Origin of the sequence: Streptomyces sp. NPDC050534 (assembly GCF_044457745.1) — a bacterium.
Lineage (GTDB): Bacteria > Actinomycetota > Actinomycetes > Streptomycetales > Streptomycetaceae > Streptomyces.
Genome location: NZ_JBITHF010000003.1, coordinates 623,077 through 639,340 on the forward strand (window position 1 = coordinate 623,077; position 16,264 = coordinate 639,340).

At 68.2% G+C, this 16,264-nt stretch carries 15 protein-coding genes; 4 read left to right on the forward strand and 11 right to left on the reverse strand.

Going from position 1 to position 16,264, the window contains the following annotated elements; genetic code table 11:
- Positions 1-30 precede the first annotated feature (30 nt).
- Complete coding sequence (locus ACIBN2_RS13830; RefSeq protein WP_399134529.1) at positions 31-213, forward strand: DUF397 domain-containing protein; 183 nt, start codon at positions 31-33, stop codon at positions 211-213.
- Here the strand turns inward: ACIBN2_RS13830 and ACIBN2_RS13835 are convergent.
- The 4 genes from ACIBN2_RS13835 to ACIBN2_RS13850 form a co-directional block, all read right to left on the reverse strand.
- Entirely contained in the window at positions 203-2,251 is a 2,049-nt protein-coding gene (locus ACIBN2_RS13835) for an NAD(+) synthase (protein WP_399134530.1), read from the reverse strand. The two genes, ACIBN2_RS13830 and ACIBN2_RS13835, sit on opposite strands and share 11 nt — an antisense overlap.
- A gap of 127 nt (positions 2,252-2,378) precedes the next feature.
- A complete protein-coding gene (locus ACIBN2_RS13840) occupies positions 2,379-4,322 on the reverse strand; it encodes a protease pro-enzyme activation domain-containing protein (protein WP_399134531.1) in 1,944 nt (647 codons plus the stop codon).
- A 204-nt stretch (positions 4,323-4,526) separates the two neighbouring features.
- Entirely contained in the window at positions 4,527-5,156 is a 630-nt protein-coding gene (locus ACIBN2_RS13845; RefSeq protein WP_399134532.1) for a DUF305 domain-containing protein, read from the reverse strand.
- Position 5,157: 1 nt separating this feature from the next.
- Positions 5,158-5,826 carry a DUF3105 domain-containing protein gene (locus ACIBN2_RS13850; RefSeq protein ID WP_399134533.1) on the reverse strand — a complete coding sequence of 223 codons (669 nt, stop codon included), beginning with the start codon at positions 5,824-5,826 and terminating at the stop codon, positions 5,158-5,160.
- A 160-nt stretch (positions 5,827-5,986) separates the two neighbouring features.
- On the opposite strand from ACIBN2_RS13850, the gene ACIBN2_RS13855 reads away from it, so the two are divergent.
- Positions 5,987-6,421 (forward strand): RrF2 family transcriptional regulator, encoded by a 435-nt coding sequence (locus ACIBN2_RS13855; RefSeq protein ID WP_399134534.1) that lies wholly within the window; start codon positions 5,987-5,989, stop codon positions 6,419-6,421.
- A gap of 63 nt (positions 6,422-6,484) precedes the next feature.
- Here ACIBN2_RS13855 and ACIBN2_RS13860 read toward each other — a convergent pair whose 3' ends face one another.
- Positions 6,485-7,672 (reverse strand): globin domain-containing protein, encoded by a 1,188-nt coding sequence (locus ACIBN2_RS13860; RefSeq protein ID WP_399134535.1) that lies wholly within the window; start codon positions 7,670-7,672, stop codon positions 6,485-6,487.
- A 308-nt stretch (positions 7,673-7,980) separates the two neighbouring features.
- Here ACIBN2_RS13860 and ACIBN2_RS13865 point away from each other — a divergent pair, with 308 nt between their 5' ends.
- Together ACIBN2_RS13865 and ACIBN2_RS13870 are read left to right on the forward strand one after the other, a co-directional pair.
- On the forward strand, positions 7,981-9,342 hold the full coding sequence (locus tag ACIBN2_RS13865; RefSeq protein WP_399134537.1) for a glutamine synthetase family protein: 1,362 nt from the start codon (positions 7,981-7,983) through the stop codon (positions 9,340-9,342).
- A gap of 1,378 nt (positions 9,343-10,720) precedes the next feature.
- On the forward strand, positions 10,721-11,056 hold the full coding sequence (locus ACIBN2_RS13870; protein WP_399134538.1) for a hypothetical protein: 336 nt from the start codon (positions 10,721-10,723) through the stop codon (positions 11,054-11,056).
- A 130-nt stretch (positions 11,057-11,186) separates the two neighbouring features.
- Here ACIBN2_RS13870 and ACIBN2_RS13875 read toward each other — a convergent pair whose 3' ends face one another.
- The 6 genes from ACIBN2_RS13875 to ACIBN2_RS13900 all read right to left on the reverse strand — a co-directional run bounded on the left by ACIBN2_RS13875 (position 11,187) and on the right by ACIBN2_RS13900 (position 16,168).
- The gene (locus tag ACIBN2_RS13875) at positions 11,187-12,407 is read right to left on the reverse strand and encodes a tyrosine-type recombinase/integrase (RefSeq protein WP_399134539.1); all 1,221 of its coding nucleotides are present in this window, start codon (positions 12,405-12,407) and stop codon (positions 11,187-11,189) included.
- A 78-nt stretch (positions 12,408-12,485) separates the two neighbouring features.
- Complete coding sequence (locus ACIBN2_RS13880) at positions 12,486-12,758, reverse strand: helix-turn-helix domain-containing protein (RefSeq protein ID WP_399134540.1); 273 nt, start codon at positions 12,756-12,758, stop codon at positions 12,486-12,488.
- 26 nt (positions 12,759-12,784) lie between these two features.
- Positions 12,785-14,236 carry a phage/plasmid primase, P4 family gene (locus ACIBN2_RS13885; RefSeq protein WP_399134541.1) on the reverse strand — a complete coding sequence of 484 codons (1,452 nt, stop codon included), beginning with the start codon at positions 14,234-14,236 and terminating at the stop codon, positions 12,785-12,787.
- Entirely contained in the window at positions 14,233-14,589 is a 357-nt protein-coding gene (locus ACIBN2_RS13890; protein ID WP_399134542.1) for a hypothetical protein, read from the reverse strand. Before ACIBN2_RS13890 ends, ACIBN2_RS13885 begins: the two co-directional genes overlap by 4 nt.
- Positions 14,586-15,482, reverse strand: a complete 897-nt coding sequence (locus ACIBN2_RS13895) for a bifunctional DNA primase/polymerase (protein WP_399134543.1) — start codon at positions 15,480-15,482, stop codon at positions 14,586-14,588. The genes ACIBN2_RS13890 and ACIBN2_RS13895 overlap by 4 nt, the downstream gene beginning before the upstream one ends.
- Entirely contained in the window at positions 15,479-16,168 is a 690-nt protein-coding gene (locus ACIBN2_RS13900) for an SAM-dependent methyltransferase (RefSeq protein ID WP_399134544.1), read from the reverse strand. Before ACIBN2_RS13900 ends, ACIBN2_RS13895 begins: the two co-directional genes overlap by 4 nt.
- Positions 16,169-16,264: the final 96 nt, after the last annotated feature.

Here is a 16,264-nt window from a genome sequence, read left to right on the forward strand (position 1 = left end):
CGACATGGTCGATCACTCGTCACCAACTCCGTGGCGCACAGGCGGACTTCGAAGCCGAGCGGGCGGAGGTGTGTACCGCCGGTCGTACGATCGGCTCAGGGCCGTCGCGTTGTCGCCAGACGCGTCCCCGTCCGGGACTCCAAGGACCCCGACGGCCCCGCGGTCCTCATCGCCGCCGCCTGGGCCCCCTTCGTCGGCGCGCTCAGGTCGTAGGGTCGTCGAAACGCGCGAGATCCCGCAGCCAGGCCCGTGCGTTGCCGTCGGACGGCGCGCGCCAGTCGCCGCGCGGTGACAGCGAACCGCCCGCCGACACCTTCGGCCCGTTCGGCATGGCCGAGCGCTTGAACTGCGCGAACGCGAAGAAGCGTCGGCAGAACACCTCCAGCCACCGCCGGATCTCGGCGAGGTCGTACGCGACCCGCTTCGCGTCGGGGAAGCCCGGCGGCCACTCGCCGCCCTCCACGTCGTGCCAGGCGTGCCACGCCAGGAACGCGATCTTCGACGGACGGAACCCGTACCGCAGCACATGGAAGAGCGTGAAGTCGTGCAGCGCGTACGGGCCGATCTTCGACTCCGTCGACTGCATCTCCTCGCCCGGCACCAGCTCGGGGCTGATCTCGGTGTCGAGGATCGCGGCGAGCGTCTTGCCGGTCTCCTCGTCGAACTGGGCGCTGCTGATGACCCAGCGGATCAGATGCTGGATCAGGGTCTTCGGCACGCCGCCGTTGACGTTGTAGTGGCTCATCTGGTCGCCCACGCCGTACGTGGACCAGCCGAGCGCCAGCTCCGATAGGTCACCCGTGCCGAGCACGATGCCGCCGCGCTGGTTGGCGAGGCGGAAGAGGTAGTCCGTGCGCAGACCCGCCTGCACGTTCTCGAAGGTGACGTCGTAGACCGGCTCGCCGGAGGCGAACGGGTGGTCCATCTCCTTGAGCATCAGCCGCGCGGTGGGCGTGATGTCGAGCTCGGCCGCGGTGACGCCGAGCGAGTTCATCAGCTTGTGGGCGTTGTCCTTGGTGTGGTCGCTGGTGGCGAAACCGGGCAGGGTCCAGGCCAGGATGTCGCTGCGCGGGCGGCCGGCGCGGTCCATGGCGCGCGCGGCGACGATCAGCGCGTGCGTGGAGTCCAGACCGCCGGAGACGCCGATGACGACCTTCGGGCCGCCGATCGCCCCGAGCCGCTGCTGAAGGCCCTCGACCTGGATGTTGTACGCCTCGTAGCAGTCCTGGGCGAGCCGGTCGGCGTCGGCCGGCACGAACGGGAAGCGCTCCAGGCGGCGGCGCAGCCCCAGGTCGGTGAGGGGCGGATCGAGCTCGAAGGAGACCGTGCGGAAGTCGTCGGTCCGCGCCTTGTGGGTACGGCGGTTGTCGTCGAACGTGCCCATCCGCATCCGCTCCTGCCGCAGCAGGTCGAGGTCCACGTCCGCCACCGCGTACTCGTCGCCGAGCGGGAAGCGCTCGGTCTCGGCCAGCAGCGCGCCGTTCTCGTACACCATGGCCTGGCCGTCCCAGGACAGGTCGGTGGTCGACTCGCCGAGGCCGGCCGCCGCGTAGACGTACGCGGCCAGGCAGCGGGAGGACGCCGAGCGGCACAGCAGCTTGCGGTCCTCGGCCCTCCCGACCGTGATCGGGCTGCCGGAGAGGTTGACCAGGACGGTCGCGCCGGAGAGGGCGGCCTCGGCGCTGGGCGGCACCGGCACCCACATGTCCTCGCAGATCTCCGCGTGCAGCACGAGACCGGGGACGTCGGCGGCGGCGAAGAGCAGGTCCACGCCGAACGGCACGCTCTCGCCGCCGACCCGGATCGAGCCGCCGCGCTCGTCGGCGCCGTCGCCGATCTGCCGGCGCTCGTAGAACTCGCGGTAGTACGGCGGGTACGACTTGGGCACGACGCCGAGGACGCGGCCGCGGTGCACGATCACCGCGCAGTTGTAGACGCGGTTGCGGTGGCGCAGCGGGGCCCCGACGACCAGCACCGGAAGCAGCCCGGCCGAGCCGGCCACCACCTGTTCGAGCGCCGCCTCGACCTGGTCGAGCAGCGCGTCCTGGAGCAGCAGGTCCTCGATCGAGTAGCCGCACAGCACCAGCTCGGGGAAGACCGCGACGGCGACGCCCTCCTCGGAGCAGCGGCGCGCGTGGCGCAGGACCGCCTCCGCGTTGGCGGGCGGGTCCGCGATGACGGTGTGGCCCGTGCACGCGGCGACCCGTGCGAAGCCATGCTGATAGATCGACCAGAAGTTCAATTCAGGCACGTGCCCCAGTGTAATCGTCAGAGCGACGCAATCCGCGGTGCGGGGGGTGGGGGCGCCCCGGGCACGGCGAAGGGGCGCGGGGTGAACCCACCCCGCGCCCCTTCAGGCTGCCGTTGCCGGCGGTGCCTCAGTGCCCCTTGTACGAGTTGACGTAGCCGTCCGCGGGCGTGCCCACGCCGGTGACGTCGTCGTAGCCCTTCACGGCGGACAGCGAGCTGTCCTTGCCGAGGGAGCGGACCGAGGTGGACAGACCGCCCGACGCGTCGACGCCGTTCACGAAGTCGACACGGGCGACCGCCAGGCCGTAGCCCACCGGGTTGTCCGTGACGTCGTGGTACAGCTTCGAGCCGTACTTGGAGTAGATCGTCGGGTTGGCGAAACCGATCGCCTTGCCGCCGCGCGCCTCCTGGGCCAGAGCCTGCACGGCCGCGATCACCGGAGCGGCGAGCGAGGTGCCGCCGATGCGGTACTCGCTGTACTGCTCCGACCCGTCCGGGAAGGTCTGCGTCTGGCCGACCTTGAAACCGGTGTTGGGGTCGGCGATCGCCGAGATGTCAGGGACGACCCGGTTGCCGGCCGCGTTGTTGGCCGTGGCCAGCGCGTTCGGCACGACGCCCTTCTGGTACGCCGGTTCGGGCACCGTCTTGCTGGTGCCACCGCCCGCGCCCGAGGTGAAGGCGCCGGGGAAGCCCACCCAGCTCTTGCCGTCGGCGGACAGGGCGGCCTTCTCCGTGCCCCAGCCGGTCTCCCACTGGTACTTGTCGTCCTTGCCGACCGCCAGCGAGGTACCGCCGACCGCCGTCACCCAGGCCGAGTTGGCGGGGGTGTCGACCTGCTTCGTCTTGGTGTTGGCGACCTCGTCGCCGTTGTCACCGGAGGAGAAGTAGAAGCCGATGCCCTCGACCGCGCCGAACTGGAAGACCTGGTCGTACGCGGCCGCCAGGTCCGGCGTCTGGTTGGCCTCGATGTCGCCCCAGGAGTTGGAGACGATGTCGGCCAGGTGGTTGTCGACGACCTTGCTCAGCGAGTCGAGCAGGTCGTCGTCCATGCAGGAGGCGGCGCCCACGTACGTGACGTTGGCGTTCGGCGCGACCGCGTGCACGGCCTCGACGTCCAGGGTCTCCTCGCCGTACCAGCCCGACGCGTCGCACTCGGTGGGCTTGGTGTTCGTGTACTTCTTGGGCAGCACCTGGCTGAGCTGGCCCGTCTTCCAGGTGGCGTCGCCGTGTGCCTTCGCGTAGGTCTGTGCGTCGAAGGCGATGGTCGGCGAGGCGTACGCGTCCGTGATGGCGACACGGACACCCTTGCCGGTGTACGAGCCGGCGCCGTACGCGGCGCGCAGCTGCTTGCCGGTGTACCCCTTGACCGCGTACGGGATCTTGTGACCGTACGCGTCCGGCAGGGTGCTGGCGACGTTGGAGCCGTAGTACGAGGAGAACGGCCCGGAGTTCTTGAACACCGCGGCGGGACCGGGCAGTTGGTCCTTGTGGTCCGCCTTGTGCGGCGCGTTGTCCAGACCGGTGACGGTCAGGACGGCGCCCTTGAGGCTGTCGGGCGCCGAGGCCGTCTTCGACGGCGCGCGGTACGTCTTGGAGCCCTTGGTGAAGTTGTGCAGCTGGGTGCCGAACGCCTTCTCGGCGGCGGCCACGTCACCGGTGACGGAGACGTAGTGCTGCGTGACGCCCGTGACCTTCAGGCCCGCGGACTTCAGCCACGACTTGACCGCGGCCACCTGCGCCTTGGTCGCGCCGAAGCGGGACTGCGCCTGCTTGGCACTGAGGTACTTGCCGTACGAGGCCGAACTCGGGTCGGCGACGGCCTTCGCGTACGCGGCGAGGCCCGCCGCGTCCTTGCCGGCCAGGTAGACCCGGGCGGAGACCTGGGCGCTGTTCGATGTAGCGCCCTTGTCCGCCTTGGCCGTCGCCCACGCGGGCTTGGTGCCCGCGAGAGTGTGACGGCCAGGGTTGTCCGCGGCGTGCGCCGCGGGTATGCCGAGCGCCAGCGCACCGGCGATCATGGGCAGTGTCGCTGCCATGCTCGCGGCGCGCATCGTGGCGCGATTGGATCTCATAGAACCCCCTGCGATGCGGTTCTTCGCATGTGTCGGTCGCGCCTGCCTCTGGTGTCCCGAACCGCGGCGGAGGCGCGGGCAGTGGATCAAGCGATAGGGGCCACTCTTGCGATGAACCGTTCATGCCAGGGTGATGGATAAGCCAAGAGAAGCCCAAGGAACCGTCAGGCTGGGCGATTTGGGGCTTTCGTTCCTTCGGTGGCGTTAAGAACGGGCCTGTGCGCCACGCTCCTTGAGCATGTCCGCCATCAGTCCGATCTCCGACCGCTGGGCGTTCACCATGCCCTGCGCGAGGCTCTTCTCCACGCCGACCGTGCACTTGGCGACGCAGCCCTCGGCCATGTGGACGCCGCCCTTGTGATGGTCCGTCATCAGCTGGAGGTAGAAGATCTCCGCCTGCTTGCCGTCGAGGGTGCCGAGCTTCCTCATCTCCGCGTTCGTCGCCATGCCGGGCATCAGCGAGCCGTCCCCGCGCTCGGGCATGTCACCCATGCCCATCCAGGACATCGGCGGCTTCGCCGACACCTTCGGCAGCTCCCACAGATCCAGCCAGCCGAGCAGCATGCCGCGCTGGTTGGCCTGCGTCTGCGCGATGTCGTAGGCGAGCCGCCGCACTTCGGTGTTCTTCGTGCGATCACGGACGATGTACGACATCTCGACGGCCTGCTGGTGGTGCACCGCCATGTCGCGGGCGAAACCGGCGTCGGCGGACTCGGCCGCCGGTGTGCTCGGGCCGGAGTCGCCGCCGTCCTCGGCGACCGCGTAGGTGATCGCGCCGGCCGCGACGAGCACCGCCGCCGTGGCCCCGGTGATCCAGCCGATGTACGCCTTCACGTCACATCGTCCCGCCCGTGCAGGAGGCGCCCGGCTCCGGGGTCTGCTTGCCCTGCACGTATGTCTGGAAGAACTTGGCGACCTTCGGGTCGTCGGCGCTCTTGACGCTCAACTGGTGGCCCCAGGCCGACAGTTCGATCGGCGCGGACTGGTTCGCGTACGGGCTCATCAGCGAGTACGGCGTCTGCTTGACCTTCGCCGCGAGCGCGGACACGTCCTTCTTGGCCGCCTTGTCGGTATACGTCACCCAGACCGCGCCGTGCTCCAGCGCGTGCACGGCGTTCTCGTCCTTGACGGCCTTGGTGTAGACGTTGCCGTTGCAGTTGAGCCAGACCGGGTTGTGGTCGCCGCCGACGGGCGGGTGCATGGGGTAGTCCACGGTCTTCTGGACGTGGTTGCGGGTCAGCTTGCCCGTCCAGGTGCGCACGCCGTCCGCACCGGTGACGAAGTGCCCCGAGCCCTGGGCCTTGGAGTCGCTCGCCGTGTCCTTCTTGCCGTCGTCCTGCGACTTCACGACGTAGACGCCGCCCACCACCAGCCCGGCGACGACCACCACGCTCGCGGCCACCGTCAGGATCCGGTTGCGCCGCTGCCGGGACTGCTCGGCGCGCCGCATCTCCTCTATCCGCGCCTTGCGTGCCGCACCGGTGGTCTTGTTGGCGGAGCCCATGGGGGTGTCCTTCGGGAAAAGGGACGGTCGGGTTCGCTGATGGTAGTGGGGTGGGCGGGACGTCCCGTAGGCAGGTCGCGGGATTGGCCGGATCGACAGGAACCCGACAGGATCCGGCCGATAAGTTGAACCCGAGATGCGCATTATTTAGGGTGGTGGTATGCGGCTGCTCCGATCCACCGACCTCGCGTTGCGCGTGCTCATGCGGCTCGCGGTCGCCGGTGACGCCACTCCCACGACGCGTGAGGTCGCGGCCGACATGGACGTGCCCTACACCCACGCGGCGAAAGTCGTGGCCGAACTCCAGCACATGGCGCTGCTCGACGCCCGCCGCGGCCGGGGCGGCGGCCTCTCGCTGACCGCCAAGGGCCGCACGGCCTCCGTGGGCGGCGTCGTCCGCGCCTTCGAGGGCGACGGCGACGTCGTCGACTGCGAGGGCTCCACGCCCTGCCCCCTCGCCCCCGCCTGCCGCCTGCGCGGCGAACTCCGCCGCGCCCAGGAGGCGTTCTTCGCCTCGCTGGACCCGGTGACGGTGCAGGACATCGTGGCGGGACCCACGGGGGCACTGCTGCTGGGGATGCCGGCGGTCCGCTGACCTCCGCGGGCCGGCACCCCAGGGATGCCGGCCCGCTCGGTCGCTTCCGTCGCCGCCCTCGGCTCAGGCCCGGGTCAGCCAGAGGTCCGGGCCGAAGACCTCGTAGTGGATGTCGGCCGGGGCGACGCCCTTCTCGATGAGCTGGGTGCGGACCGCGCGCATGAAGGGGAGGGGGCCGCACAGGTACGCGCGCGTGCCCTCGGGGACGGCGACGTCGGTGAGGTCGACGAGGCCGGCGCGGGTGCCCGGCGCCGCGTCCGCCTCGTACCAGAAGTGCGCGGAGGAGTCCGGGAGCTTCTCGGCGTAGGCCTCGTGGTCGACGCGCAGGGCGTGGTCCGCGGGGGAGCGGTCGCCGTGGACGACGGTGACCGGGGCGCGGTGGGCGGTCTCGGCGAGCCGCGCGAGCATGGCGACCATCGGGGTCACGCCGATGCCCGCGGAGGCGAGCAGCAGGGGCGTGCCGTCGCTGTCGTCGAGGACGAGGTCGCCGTACGGCGCGGACAGCTCCAGGACGTCACCTTCCCGCACGCGCGCGTGCAGGTGGTTCGAGACCTCGCCGTCGGGCGCCGCACCGTCGCCGGACACCCGCTTGACGCTGATCTGCCGGATCGTCGAGCAGGGCGCCCCGGAGAGGCTGTACTGCCGTATCTGACGGGCCCCGTCCGCAAGCTCCACGCGCACCGACACGTACTGGCCCGCGCGGAAGTCCGCGACCTCCTCGCCGTCGACCGGACGCAGCCGGAACGTGGCCACGTCCGCGGTCTCCGCGAACCGCTCCACGACCTCCCAGCGCCGCCAGCCGGTCTCGGCGGACTCCTCGTACAGCCGCTTCTCGATGGCGGCGAGGGCGTTCGCCATCAGCCAGTAGACCTCGTCCCAGGCGGCCGCGACCTCGGGGGTGACGGCCTCGCCGAGGACCTCGGCGATGGCGGCGAAGAGGTGCTCGTGGACGAGCTCGTACTGCTCGGGGGTGATGCCCAGCGAGGCGTGCTTGTGGGCGATGCGGGACAGCATCGCGTCCGGCCGCCGGTCCGGGTGCTCCAGCAGGTGCGTGGCGAACGCGGCGATCGACCCGGCCAGCGCCTGGCGCTGGGTGCCGGCGGCCTGGTTCCCGCGGTTGAAGAGGTCGCGCAGCAGCTCGGGGCGGGCGGCGAACAGCCCGGCGTAGAACCGCTCCGTGATCTCTGCGAGCGACGCGCCGACGGCGGGAAGGGTGGCGCGCACGGTGGCTGCGGCTGACTCGGAAAGCATCGGGGCTCCTCGTGAACTCGGTACAACCGCACGCTAGTTAAACTTGCATCTGAGATGCAAATTAAAACGGCGTGGCGCTCCTCACGTGCGAGGTGGGGCGGGGCATTACGGATGTCAGTCCGAGCAGGCAAGATGGGCAGTGGAGCCGTACACCCGCCGTATGCGAGGCATTCAGACCCGCGTCGCCACATCGATCAAGGTCTGCAACGCGCATGAAATGCTGTTGTGGTGTGATGCTCAGGTGCCCGACCGCCTCCTGCGGGACAGGGAGACAGGCGGCCTGACCAGCAAGGATGGGGAAGCGGAAGATGGACAAGCAGCAGGAGTTCGTGCTCCGGACCTTGGAGGAGCGCGACATCCGGTTCGTACGCCTGTGGTTCACGGACGTGCTGGGCTTCCTCAAGTCCGTCGCCGTGGCCCCGGCCGAGCTCGAGCAGGCCTTCGACGAGGGCATCGGATTCGACGGCTCCGCGATCGAGGGCTTTGCCCGGGTCTACGAGTCCGACATGATCGCCAAGCCGGACCCCTCGACCTTCCAGATCCTGCCCTGGCGCGCCGAGGCCCCCGGCACCGCCCGCATGTTCTGCGACATCCTCATGCCGGACGGCTCCCCGTCCTTCGCCGACCCGCGCTACGTCCTCAAGCGCGCCCTGACCCGCGGCTCCGACCTGGGCTTCACCTTCTACACCCACCCGGAGATCGAGTTCTACCTGCTCAAGGACCGCCCGCTCGACGGCACGCGCCCGACCCCGGCGGACAACTCCGGCTACTTCGACCACACCCCGCAGAACATCGGCATGGACTTCCGCCGCCAGGCGATCACCATGCTGGAGTCGATGGGCATCTCGGTCGAGTTCTCCCACCACGAGGGCGCCCCGGGCCAACAGGAGATCGACCTGCGTTACGCCGACGCGCTGTCCACGGCGGACAACATCATGACCTTCCGCCTGGTCATGAAGCAGGTGGCGCTGGAGCAGGGCGTCCAGGCGACGTTCATGCCGAAGCCGTTCTCGGAGTACCCGGGCAGCGGCATGCACACCCACCTCTCGCTCTTCGAGGGCGACCGCAACGCGTTCTACGAGTCCGGCTCGGAGTACCAGCTCTCCAAGGTCGGCCGCTCCTTCATCGCCGGTCTGCTCAGGCACGCGGCGGAGATCTCCGCGGTCACCAACCAGTGGGTGAACTCCTACAAGCGCATCTGGGGCGGCTCGGAGCGCACGGCCGGCGCCGGCGGTGAGGCCCCGTCGTACATCTGCTGGGGCCACAACAACCGCAGCGCCCTGGTCCGGGTCCCGATGTACAAGCCCGGCAAGACCGGCTCCGCGCGCGTGGAGGTCCGCTCCATCGACTCCGGCACCAACCCCTACCTCGCCTACGCCGTCCTGCTGGCCGCCGGCCTCAAGGGCATCGAGGAGGGCTACGAGCTCCCGGCGGGCGCCGAGGACGACGTCTGGGCCCTGTCGGACGCCGAGCGCCGCGCCATGGGCATCGAGCCCCTCCCGCAGAACCTCGGCGAGGCCCTGGCCCTGATGGAGCGCAGCGACCTGGTCGCCGAGACCCTGGGCGAGCACGTCTTCGACTTCTTCCTGCGCAACAAGCAGGCGGAGTGGCACGAGTACCGCTCCGAGGTCACCGCGTTCGAGCTGCGGAAGAACCTGCCGGTGCTGTAGGCGCAGGTCAGTGCTTGTTTCCCGCTGATGCGGTGGATGGGGCTGACGGTCGCGGACCGTCAGCCCGATGGCGTCTCACTGGTCCTGGGCCGTCTCTGGGCCGTCAGGACACGGCGCCCGCTGGTCGCGATAAGGGGATGCGGTTGCTCACGTCGCAGTAGGCCTGCTCTGCCGAGCAGGTGATCCCGGTTTTAGGCTACTGACAGCAGGTTTGGCGCTGTCTCCGAGTGGCGTCCCTCAGGCATGACTCTTAAGCTGAGTTGACAGGGCGACTTATCGCAACCTGATCGGTTAGCTGGTAATTGGGGACAATATGCCTGACTTTCTGATCACGGAGCCTCTCGCAGGGGATTCTGCATTCGCAAGTCGGTCTCGCAGCGCACTGTGGTCGCAAGCTGCCCAGATCGTCGGCCTAGGGCTCCAGCTAAGCGGAAATGCAGACATTCTGCTCTCAAGCGAAGATGAAGTAAAGCGCCTATGCATACCTAAAGTTGCTCCCCTGGGCGGAAAATTCACGACGCGTGATGCCGTGCAATACGCCAAATCTAGAAGATTGCAGGGTGTCCTTCGCGCCCTGTGGGATGATGCTGCTAAGGCATATCCGAAGCCTTACCTCCCTAACCTGGTGCAGCATCAAGTGACCGCAGTCATGAGGTCGTGGAAACGCGCATCAGGAGGGAATCGGAGAGCTCTTCGCGAAGTGTGGCGGATTTGCTCGACGGAGCACAGCAGTCAGGCCGCTGCAACGTTGCTCAATGTGGGACTCTCCTCGCCGCATCTAATAATTCGGGCCACCTCTGCGGCGCAGCTTGCCTGGATAGAGGGATTTACCGTGTGCTATGAGGTCACTTCGGCCCTGAGTCAAGGCTGTCAATCTCGTGATCCTACGCTGAGGGCTATATCGGTAGACGCGCTCTGTCGCGTAGATCCGGACCATGAGGCGCTCAAGAAAACCCCCACTCACGGTCATTCTTGGAGATCGCAGGGGCGCAAGAAAGTGGAAGCTGGTAAAGGGCAGCATTCGGAGAGGCGTAAGCGGCCTCGGAAGCGTCAAAGAAAAGGCGGCGGGAGGGGCGAAGGGGAAGTCTTCTCCATCACCGTGCATGGCACGTTTGCTAGGCTCAAACCGCGCAGCACTTGGTGGAGGTGGAATGGTCGGCTCTTTCGGTATCTACAACGCACGCCGACGGCTGATCGAGGTCAGCCGGGCCTCCGGTCTGCCGGAGATAATCTCTATGCTGGTTGGGACCAATTTAACTGGACGGGGAACTATACAGCGGTAGATCGCTTGAGTGGCGCGGCGGACCTTAGGGTATGGTGCAAAAATCACGACCAGAGGCGCCTAGATAAGGTATTTGCGCACAGTCATGGCGGGAATGTGGTCCTGGATGCGGCGGTTCATCACAATTTGAAATGTAACCTCCTGATTGCGATGAATACCCCGGCGCATGATCGAGGTGATGCAGAATGGGATGCAATCGCGGATCGCGTTAGAAGGATTCTCAGCCTTCGGACGAAATTTGACCTCGTCGTGCTGAGTGACCGCCGTTACGCGGTCGTGCAAGGGATTGTGTCGAGCGGGCGCTTTCCCGCGGATAGGGTCCGCGAGCAATGGGTTTCGGTCTGGTTCAGTCACAGCGCCATTACTCAGGTAGCCGTTTGGGAGAAATTTAATTTGGCGCAAGTGGTGGCTTATGAGGCGAATATGATGTGAGTGAATCAGCCTGCATGGGTTGTTGCGAGGACCCATGTTGTTTCGCCACCCATTTCAGGTATTTCCGGAGCCGCCATTGGTTTGACCGACGGCGGCTCCTAAGTGAAGTGCGTAACGCGAAAAAGTCAAGTCAGTACAGACTATCCACGGCTTTTCGGGCCCGCGCGTCACTGCTCGGCATGAGGTGGGTGTAGACCCGAAGCGTAAAGCCTGGGTCTGTGTGTCCGAGGTAGTGACTCAGCGCCTTGATGTTCTCGCCGGCGTCCAGCAAGACGGAAGCGTAGAAGTGCCTGAGGGCGTGCATGCCGTGTTCGCGGGCGGCCTGGTGGCGCTCGCCCGGCTTCGGGGCGGGGATGACTCCCGCCGCGACGAGGGCGGGCTTCCAGGTGCGGTCGTTGAAGTCTGTCCGCCGGACCGCGCCTCCGCCGTCGAGGCGGGTGAACAGCAACCGCTTCGCGACGAGCAGCCCGTCTGGTCGGAGCCACGGCAGCGTGACCTCGACCGGGGGGAACGTCTCCATGTGCCTCTTGAGGACGCGCGCCACGCGGTCCGGCAAGGGGACGTCACGAACCTTGTTCCGCTTCGGCGGCGAGAACACGAGACCCTGCTTCGTCACCTTTACCTGATTCGCAATGTGCAGCCAGCCGGAGTCAAAGTCGATTTCGTCGACCGGAAGCCCGAAGATCTCCCCTTGCCGGAGTCCGCACCCGCCTCCGAGGTCAACCGTCGCGCGGTAGCGCTCCGGCAGTGCTGCCTGTACGGCGAAGACGCGCTCTGCGGCCCACGGTGCAACGCGACCAGTTCCCGCAGCAGGGGGCCGCACGGATTGCGCGTGGCAAGGGTTCTTCGACAGGTGGCCGTCGTCAACAGCCGCGTTGAGGACCGTCGAAACGTTGTTGTAGATCACGCGCCGGTACGACGACGCGGGTACGGCCCGCTCCAGGTCGCTGAGCCAGTCTCGGATGTGTTCCGGCTTGAAGGACCCGAGCGGGCGCGGTCCCAGGTATGGGATCGCGTGGCCGCGAATCGAGGAATCGACTGACGCTCGCGTAGTCAAGTCGGTGGTCTGGGTGTTGAGCCACTTCTCGGCGTACTGCCGGAACGTCATCCGGCTAGCGGCGGGATTGATGTACTGGCCTCGCGACATGTCGGCCTCGATGTGGGCAAGCCACTGGTCGGCGAGCCGCTTCTGTCCGTCGGGGAATGACTTGCTCTTCTCGGTGCCGTCCGGGCCGATGTACCGGGCGCGGTATCGCAGGCCCTTGCCGAAACGGTCGGTTCGCGCACGGACGGTCTTGCCATTGGCGTCGGTCTCGGTCTTGTACCAGCGGTCTTGGATGTGGCCTGCCATTTGGCGGCGGTCCTCTCGAGACGCAGCAGGGAGAGCCGCTTCTAGCGGCTCTCCCTGCTGTCTGTGTGGGGTGTTCGGCTAGGCCGCGTCGCGGTCGATGTCCTTGCGGCCGGTGACGTAGGCGCGTACGTCGGCGGGGTCGTAGCGAAGGTGCTTGCCGATGCGGAAGCCGGGCGGGCCGATCCGCTTCTTGCGCCACTGGTAGACGGTCTCTTTGGGGACCTCGAAGATCTCGGCGATGTCGTCGGGGGTGAGGTACCGGTCCGGGAGGCCGCCCCGGAGGGTGGCGCGGGGATCGGTCCGTTCGGGGGCGGGCGCGCTCACGGTGTCCTCCACGAGTTGGAAATACATTGCGCTGAGTCGCGACTCATCGGCACTCAGCGGCTCTCAGAGGGGCGTTGAGACGCGATGAGTCGCGACTCAGGCAAATGTGGTTCGGACAGGTTCAGCGTGATCCCGGTGTAGGTGACCACCTGGCGGCCGTACTCATCCCGGGGCCGGGAACGGCTGAGTTGGGGGATCACGGAGAGCAGGTTGCGGCCGAAGACCTGCTTCGTTCCGGGGCGGACGCCGTTGTCCTCGGCCCACTCCCGCCAGACGTTCCACAGCGCGTCCACGGGCACGCTGCAGGTGGGTCCGGTGGTGCAGCGTTCCCGGATGAACGCGGAGGTGGGTGAGGCGGTGTCCTGCATGGTGGTGACCGCTTCGCGGCTGGAGGCCGGTTCGGTGATCCGGCCGGTGCGCTGGAGGCGGGCGAGCCCTTCCAGGGCCCAGTTGAGGATGCCGGGCATCTCCGCCCGGAGCTGGTCGAACAGGGTGGGGTCTTCTTTGCCCAGCCAGGAGACGGTCATGTTGAGCAGGATGAAGCGGCGGGCGATGACGCCGGAGGAGTCGCCGAAGTGCGGCAGCTCGTTGGACAGGATCACCAGCCGGGTGGGCAGCTTTCCGGTCCACACCGCGCGGTATTTGCGGTCGATGTCGATGGTGTCCTCGCCGGAGATGGTCAGCAGCCGTTCGACGACCTGGCTGTTGTCGTTGCCGGACAGGCGGGCGTCGGCGATGACCGCGAGCGGCTTGCCGATCAGGGTGGACAGGCCGAAGTTGGTGCCGAGTCCGGCGAGCGTGGGTCCGGCGAGGTTCTCCTTGCCGACCAGCTCTTTGAGGACGCGGGCGATGGTGCCTTTGCCGGAGCGGGACGGGCCGACCATGAGCAGGATCTTCTGCTGGTCGGTGCGGCCTGAGAGGACGTAGCCGAACCACTCCTGAAGGGCCTGGATGGCATCGGGGTCGTGGGGCCAGATCTGTGACAGGAACGCTTCCCAGGCCGGCGTGGTCGCCTCCGGGCGGTAGGCGAACGGGACGGACACCAGGTTGAAGAACCCAGGGGTGTGGGGCAGCAGTGCGCGGTCCCGGATGCGCAACAGCCCGTTCTCGCACGCCACGATCGGCCCGCCGTCCTTCTCGTGTTCACGGTCGGTCCACGTGGGGGCGTCGACCTCGGTCGGCAGCAGGGTGATTGATCCGAGGGCATCGAGCAGGTTGCTGATCTTCGGTTTCGTGGGTGCCCAGGCACGCTCCTCGGTCTGGCCGTCCTTGGCCGGCGCCCGGTACACAGCGTGCTCCAGGCGCTCGTACATGGCCTTGCGTACCTGCTCTTCGTCCAGCTCCCGCCAGCAGGTGTTGTTCCAGCGCATCCAGGACGCGCGCCAGCGGCGGCATACGGGCTGTCCGTCGCTGGTCTGCCAGTCGGGAAGGATGCGGCGGGCCACGGCCATGGGGTTGGACGGCGGCGGTAGTTCCTCGGTCTCGGTCGTGGTGGTGTCGGTCATGCCGCGGGCCTCCCTTCCCGGGGTGCGCGGAGCGGGCAGTTGTCGCGGTGGGCGGTGTGGTCGGCGATCAGGGCGTGCACGCGGGGTGCGCCGACGGCGGTGTGGTGCCGGCCGCACAGGCACGTCGACGTCGCCGACGGGGTGGCGCCGTAGGGTGCGCGGATGTGCAGCCACGCGACGGGGTACCGGCCGTCGCCCTGCTGCGGGTCAGGATCGCAAGCAGTGCGGACGCCCTTGCGGGCGGCGACCTTCGGCGCGCCTACTGCCGTTGTGCCCTCAGGCTGTGGGGCGTCTGGCGGTCCGTCCGGGGTCGGGGTGATGCTCTTCAGGCGGGGGCGGCGAGGGGTGCTCATGCCGTCGCCCTCCTGCCGGTCTGGTTGTGGGTGATGGACCAGTTGAGGGCGCTGCGGAGGGTGGAGCGGCACTCGGCGGCGGACAGTCCAGCCTCCTCTCCCGCCTCCTGAAGAGCCTGCTCGACCAGACTCCGGGGGAGGTCGCCCCACGCGACGAACCGTCCCAGGGCGCGTGCGGCGGTGAACAACTTCCGCTCGCGCTCACCGTGTTGGGCCGTGGCGACGTTGCGCGCCTCGTTGGTGAGCGCTACATCTGCATATCGACGAGATTGCCCCGTTGCGGCCATTGAGGGCGCCTGAGACGTCTTGGGGGCCGGTCGCAGGCTGCTGTGCAGCCAATCGGGGAGACGGGCCGCCACAGGGCCGCACAGCGCTTCGTAGGCTCCGGCGGGGGTGGTGGACCCGGCGGCGACGACGTAGCCGCCCCATGCGCGGGTGTCAACCAACTCGCCTACGGTTCCCGCCGTGTTGGTCAGCCGCACCCCGTCCGGGGCGGTGAAGTACAGGTGCTCTCCGCCGCTCGCGGTCTGCACCCGGTAGGTGTCGGGGACGGCGTGTCCGGTGCGCTCGCAGAGCGCCCCAAAGGTCGCCGCGCCGGCAGGCGCGTCCGAACTGCCCTTGTCCTTGGGCACGTCCAGGTCGACAACCAGCAGTCCGGAAGGGCCGGTGGCAATGCCGACGTTAAACGGCGCCTGTGACCACGCGGTGTGGATGCGGTCGGGGTCGGTGGTGGCGCGTTGTTCCCACTTTAGGTGGCCACTGGCGCACGCATCCGTGAGCGGGCAGGTCGCTTCCCCGTGCAGGGCGGGCCGCTTGGTGCCGGGGCGGAGGGGGAAGACGTGCCAGCCGTGCTCGGCGGCGTCCAGGGCGGCGCGCATGAGGTGTGCGTTCATGCGGCCACCGCCAGGGCGCGCAGGCTGTAGCGGGCGTGGGTGCCGACCCATCGGGCGTAGGCGGGCGGGATGCACTCGCGGATGCCGTCGCGGTTCATCCAGGGCACGCCCATCACGCGGCGGGCGTGGCCGACGCCGGAGAAGTTGCCGACGAATTGTCCGTAGTGGCCGGGCGGGATGGGGCGGCCCATCTTCGCCTGGGGCGCGTCGTGTTCGGGGTGCGCGGGTTGGGGGAGGGTGAAGCCGCCGCCGGGCTCGAAGTAGCGGTGCCGGTAGGTGGCCACGTTGAACATGGGTCCGCACAGCATGACCGGGCTGTGCAGCTTCGGCAGGGCGCCCCGCACGTTCTCGATCACCCACGGGCGGCCTGTCGCTTCGAGGGCGGCGCGTGTGGGGGCGATCAGGTCCGGGTGGGTGTTGCCTCGTAGGCGCTGGCACTCGCTGTCGTGCTGGCATGGGGGTGAGGCGTGGATGAAGTCGAACTGCGCGCCGTGCTCGCGGATGAACTCGAGCGCGTCTGCCTGGATGAAGGTGAAGGGGTAGCGGGGCTGGGGGTCTTTGTCGACGCCGGTCACGTCGAAGTCGGCCAAGTGGTAGCCCGCTCCGGCGCCGCCCTGGCAGCAGAAGGCGTCTAGCAGGCGCGGGAGTTGGCCCGACGGGTGCCGGATGTCAGTGGGGTGGGTCATGCTTTGTCTCTCCAGTTCTGTGGTTGAGCTGGGATGAGGGGCAGCCGCGGTCTTTGGCGAGAGAGCGGCTGCCCCGGCCTGGGGGATGAGGAGGGG

Excerpts from the sequence above, each read along its gene's own strand:
- ACIBN2_RS13855 (WP_399134534.1), top strand. The coding sequence starts at position 5,987 with ATGCGGCTGCTCCGATCCACCGACCTCGCGTTGCGCGTGCTCATGCGG.
- ACIBN2_RS13900 (WP_399134544.1), bottom strand. The coding sequence starts at position 16,168 with ATGACCCACCCCACTGACATCCGGCACCCGTCGGGCCAACTCCCGCGC.
- ACIBN2_RS13895 (WP_399134543.1), bottom strand. The coding sequence starts at position 15,482 with ATGAACGCACACCTCATGCGCGCCGCCCTGGACGCCGCCGAGCACGGC.
- ACIBN2_RS13850 (WP_399134533.1), bottom strand. The coding sequence starts at position 5,826 with ATGGGCTCCGCCAACAAGACCACCGGTGCGGCACGCAAGGCGCGGATA.
- ACIBN2_RS13885 (WP_399134541.1), bottom strand. The coding sequence starts at position 14,236 with ATGACCGACACCACCACGACCGAGACCGAGGAACTACCGCCGCCGTCC.
- ACIBN2_RS13860 (WP_399134535.1), bottom strand. The coding sequence starts at position 7,672 with ATGCTTTCCGAGTCAGCCGCAGCCACCGTGCGCGCCACCCTTCCCGCC.
- ACIBN2_RS13865 (WP_399134537.1), top strand. The coding sequence starts at position 7,981 with ATGGACAAGCAGCAGGAGTTCGTGCTCCGGACCTTGGAGGAGCGCGAC.
- ACIBN2_RS13890 (WP_399134542.1), bottom strand. The coding sequence starts at position 14,589 with ATGAGCACCCCTCGCCGCCCCCGCCTGAAGAGCATCACCCCGACCCCG.
- ACIBN2_RS13875 (WP_399134539.1), bottom strand. The coding sequence starts at position 12,407 with ATGGCAGGCCACATCCAAGACCGCTGGTACAAGACCGAGACCGACGCC.
- ACIBN2_RS13880 (WP_399134540.1), bottom strand. The coding sequence starts at position 12,758 with ATGTATTTCCAACTCGTGGAGGACACCGTGAGCGCGCCCGCCCCCGAA.
- ACIBN2_RS13840 (WP_399134531.1), bottom strand. The coding sequence starts at position 4,322 with ATGAGATCCAATCGCGCCACGATGCGCGCCGCGAGCATGGCAGCGACA.